This is a genomic window from Variovorax sp. P4_D9 (genome assembly GCF_056401695.1).
Genome location: NZ_JBFUIU010000817.1, coordinates 1 through 3,876 on the forward strand (window position 1 = coordinate 1; position 3,876 = coordinate 3,876).

Here is a 3,876-nt window from a genome sequence, read left to right on the forward strand (position 1 = left end):
GTCCTGCGGCGCCAGTAACGTTATCGACGATGAACGTTCGCTTGGTCGAGGCGGTCAGTTGTGCCGACAGCTCGCGCGCAATGATGTCGACAGCCCCGCCCGGCGAAAAGTTGACGATGAGCTTTACCGTACCATCGACTGCCGCCATTGCCGTCTGAGCAATAAGAGGCGCGCTCAAAGAGCCTGCGAACGCCTTCAGTATCAGTCTCCGACGCGAGCTGGGAATTGGCGAGTTTGAATGCATGTTTTGTCTCCTTTATTCAGGCCAGAGCGGTTGGGTGGGGGCTCTCCTCGCTGTAACGAATGAGGTTCCTGATCAGCAGGTGCATGAGTTCCTGCTGTAGCGATGCGCAACGCGAGTCTCCCCACAGGTTGCGACATTCGCCAGGATCTGTATCGAGGTCGTAGAGTTCACCCCAATCGGCGAGTTCGTACACGCTCATGCGGTAGCGCTTCGTCTGCAGTGTGCGCATCCGGATCCGAGATGAAAATCCGAATAGACAGCGCTGCCCCTCCTCTTCGATGATCAGCGCGTCGCGTTCCAGCGATATGTTCTCGCTCATCAGGCGCACCAAGGATCGACCCTGTATCCCGTTGTGAAGCACGCAGCCCGCCCGTTCAAGGATGGACGGCATGATGTCGATGGTGGAGCACAGTTCGCCGGATTCCCCTGCGCTTTGCAGAATTGGATCGGACCAGATCAGCGGCACCTTCGTGAGGCCCTGGTAGTGCAGGGGGCCCTTCCAGAGCAATTGATGGTCTCCGAAGTAGTCTCCGTGGTCGGTCGTGAAGATCACGACCGTGTTGGTCGCAAGTCCAAGGGAGTCGAGGCGGGCAAGCACCTTTCCGACGTTTTCGTCGATGTGGCTGATGGCGCCGTAGTTCAGCGCGAGTGCTTCCCGCACCTCCCGTTCGGAAGCTGCGAAGACAGATGGAGAGCGCCTCTCCGCGCGTCCTTCATTACGCTGCCGGTGCAGCCAATCTAGGTGCGGAACCTCACCGGCTATGGGAGCGTGAAAGCTCGCCGGCAACTCCATGTCCTCCGGTCGATACATGTCCCAGAATCGACCGGGCGGCGTAAAAGGGTGATGAGGGTCCGGGAAGGAGCATTGTATAAAGAAGGGCTTGTCGCCCTGCGCGAAGGCGTCGAGATACTTACAAGTCTGCGCCGCGACATAGGAGCTGGTTGACAGGTCCTCTGGTACCCGCGTCCGCCAGGCCTGTCCGAACCTCGACAGCTCGAACTCGGGTGTGGGTACTGCATGCACTTGGCCGGCAATCTTCGCCACATCGGGATGACACTGCTCGAGCCAGCGCCGGTAGTGGCCGCCTGCGGTATCGCCGTGGTCGATGACCAAACGCACCTGCTCGAACCCGTAGAACGGCACGTCAGCGTCATAGTCTGGATCAGCCTGCCAAGACGGTTTCCACTCTTGATCAAAGCGTCCCGACTCGGCGCGCCGGGCCTCGCCCGACGTAACTCGGTCCGAAGACCGGGGCCAGGCCGGCGGGAGACCGCTGATATTCTGCAAGTGCGATTTGCCCACTAGCGCCGTCGCGTAACCGCTGTCTCGAAGACGCTCAGGCAGCGTCACCTCAGAGAGTGGCAATGGGATGCCGTTGTGCCGTGCACCATGCGCTGACGGCAACCTTCCTGTCATCAAGGATGCGCGGTTGGGCATGCAGATCGGCGAGGCAACATAGCACCTTTCCGCGCGCCATCCGCGTTGGGCAAGTCTGTCGATATGCGGCGTCTTGACTACCGCGTTGCCGTAGGCACCGAGGTGATCCGCACGCTGCTGGTCGGTGATGAACAGGAGAAAGTTGGGACGATTCATGTGCTCAGTGCTCGAGCTGTACGTAAAGTAGCGATGGACGACTGCGCCGTACTTGAGGTCGCGTCAGGACAAGTGTCGGGTGCCGACTGCCAGCCCGTTTTTGAGAGCCGCCAACTGGCGGCAAGTTGCCCCCCGTGCTCGTCGAAAGCGGGACGCGCGAAGCGCCGCCGTTGGAGATATGACCAACGAGCAGATAACGGCGCTGCGCTGGAAGAATGCGTAGGTCGCCTTCGCTGAAATCATGGTGGYGTCGTTTGCGGAGTTTTTGATGTCCAGTTTGGCGATAGCTGCATCGACGGTGATCTGCGGAGCAATCGGGTAGGACTCGCCGAGGAATATCAAGTCGCTGCGGGGCAGCGCTTGCGTGCCGTCGCTCGTCCGCCAATAGATGTCGGCACCTAGCTTGAGATCACCAAACTTGTGTAGCCACTTGCAATCCTGCGCGTGTCGTGCGAGCTGCTCGCTGTCAATGTGAAGGCAGCGCCGGCGCCGCCATTCATACAGTCGTAGGCGGCGGCCGCCCCCTGAGTTAGCGCCGTCGTACTTGGTCATCGCAGTCTGCCGGCACGCCGGCCTGGCGGTCGCGCACTCTCCGGGGCAGTTCGTTGCGGCTGCGCCGCCCACAGTCCAGTACTGCTCAGGGCCGAGAACGTCAGCGTCAACAGTTGCGTGGAAGGTCATGTTCCGCTGGCGGCCCAGCGACTTTTGACCGCACGGCTTAGACAGACCACCGTAGGACCGCCTGCCAAAGGCGCGGCCGCCCTGTTGAGGCAACCCGGAGTCCGTTGCGAAGCTCATTTCGACGGCGAAAATGCCCCGCAGGCCGCCGCCGTCAAGGTCTTCGCTGCCGCGAAAACCGAGTCGCAACGGCAAGCTCCCGGTCAAGGTTGGCATCCGAACCAGGCACGATCCAGCTCCGGTTGGCGTTACGACCGCTGTGACATCGCTCGCCACCTCGATGGCAGCATCGACCACGCCATAGATTGTCACGCTGCTTTGCCGGGCCTGAACACTGGCACTCGGAGGGATTGCGAGCAAGGCGGTTATTGGAGTATGCCTCTTCATTTGATGTCTCTTCATGTAGCCAGCAGCGAACCGTCAGCAGCCCCGACCGTCAGTTCCGTACTGATCAGTGAGAAAAAATCAAAGCAGGGCCGACGGCGTGATGATAAAGTTGCTCAACGGCAAATGAAATTGATAAATGCACGGAGAATGTTTACCGATGGTTAACTCGACCCACGTATGGGCATCCATCCAGCTGCGTCACCTCAAATGCTTCGTTGCGGTGGCTCAAACTGGCAGCCTCAAGCGCGCGGGCGCCGCGCTGGCCCTTTCAGTTCCAGCCATTTCAAAGACTTTGAGTGAACTGGAAGGGATCACGGCGCAAACGCTCGTAAGGCGCCTTCACAGTGGGGCGGAACTCACTCCGACGGGGCAGATGCTTTTCGAATTTGCCAGCGTCGCGCTCCGGGGCATCAAGGAAGGCTGCGACGCCATCGGCCGGGTCGGAGTGTTGACAGCCGTGCCTGTCGTTGTGGGAGCTTTACCTAACGTAGCGGCGACGGTACTTCCAGTCGCAATGTCGGCGTTCCTGGAGTCACTTCCGCAAGCGAAGGTGYAGGTGATAACCGGGACAAACGCAGAATTGCTGTCGCGACTGACCGTGGGCGAGCTTGATTTTGTGGTGGGTCGAATGGGAGATCCTGCACAAATGCTTGGGCTGACTTTCGAGCAGCTTTATACCGAACCACTTGTCTTCATCGCGAAGCCATCTCATCCCATCTTTAGTGAAGCTGTCGGCGATGTGCTTGGGGCGGTGCTAAGCCATCGTCTCATCCTTCCGTTCGAAGGCACCCACATCCGTCGCGCAGCCGACATTTTTCTGGCGCGCCATGGCGTATCGCGCGTGCCGTCTAGCTTGGAAGCGCTCAGTACTCAGTTCGCTTCGACCATGCTGCTCACAACCGACGCGATTTGGCTGGGGCCGTTGGGTGCGATGGAGGTCGATATTTTGGCCGGGCGCTTCAAGCGTCTGCCT

Annotated in this window: 3 protein-coding genes and 1 pseudogene; 1 reads left to right on the top strand and 3 read right to left on the bottom strand. The window is 59.9% G+C overall.

Annotated elements, in window-relative coordinates:
* The 3 genes and pseudogenes from AC1DY5_RS45900 to AC1DY5_RS45910 form a co-directional block, all read right to left on the bottom strand.
* Positions 1–244, bottom strand: a pseudogene (locus AC1DY5_RS45900) (tripartite tricarboxylate transporter substrate binding protein); the annotation flags it as partial.
* Between the two features lie 16 nt (positions 245–260).
* Positions 261–1,838 (bottom strand): sulfatase family protein, encoded by a 1,578-nt coding sequence (locus AC1DY5_RS45905; RefSeq protein ID WP_478121042.1) that lies wholly within the window; start codon positions 1,836–1,838, stop codon positions 261–263.
* 63 nt (positions 1,839–1,901) lie between these two features.
* Positions 1,902–2,918, bottom strand: a complete 1,017-nt coding sequence (locus tag AC1DY5_RS45910; RefSeq protein WP_478121043.1) for a porin — start codon at positions 2,916–2,918, stop codon at positions 1,902–1,904.
* Between the two features lie 142 nt (positions 2,919–3,060).
* Between AC1DY5_RS45910 and AC1DY5_RS45915 the strand changes: the two genes are divergently transcribed.
* Positions 3,061–3,876, top strand: an 816-nt coding sequence (locus AC1DY5_RS45915; protein WP_478121044.1) for a LysR substrate-binding domain-containing protein, incomplete at its 3' end; no start/stop codon positions are given.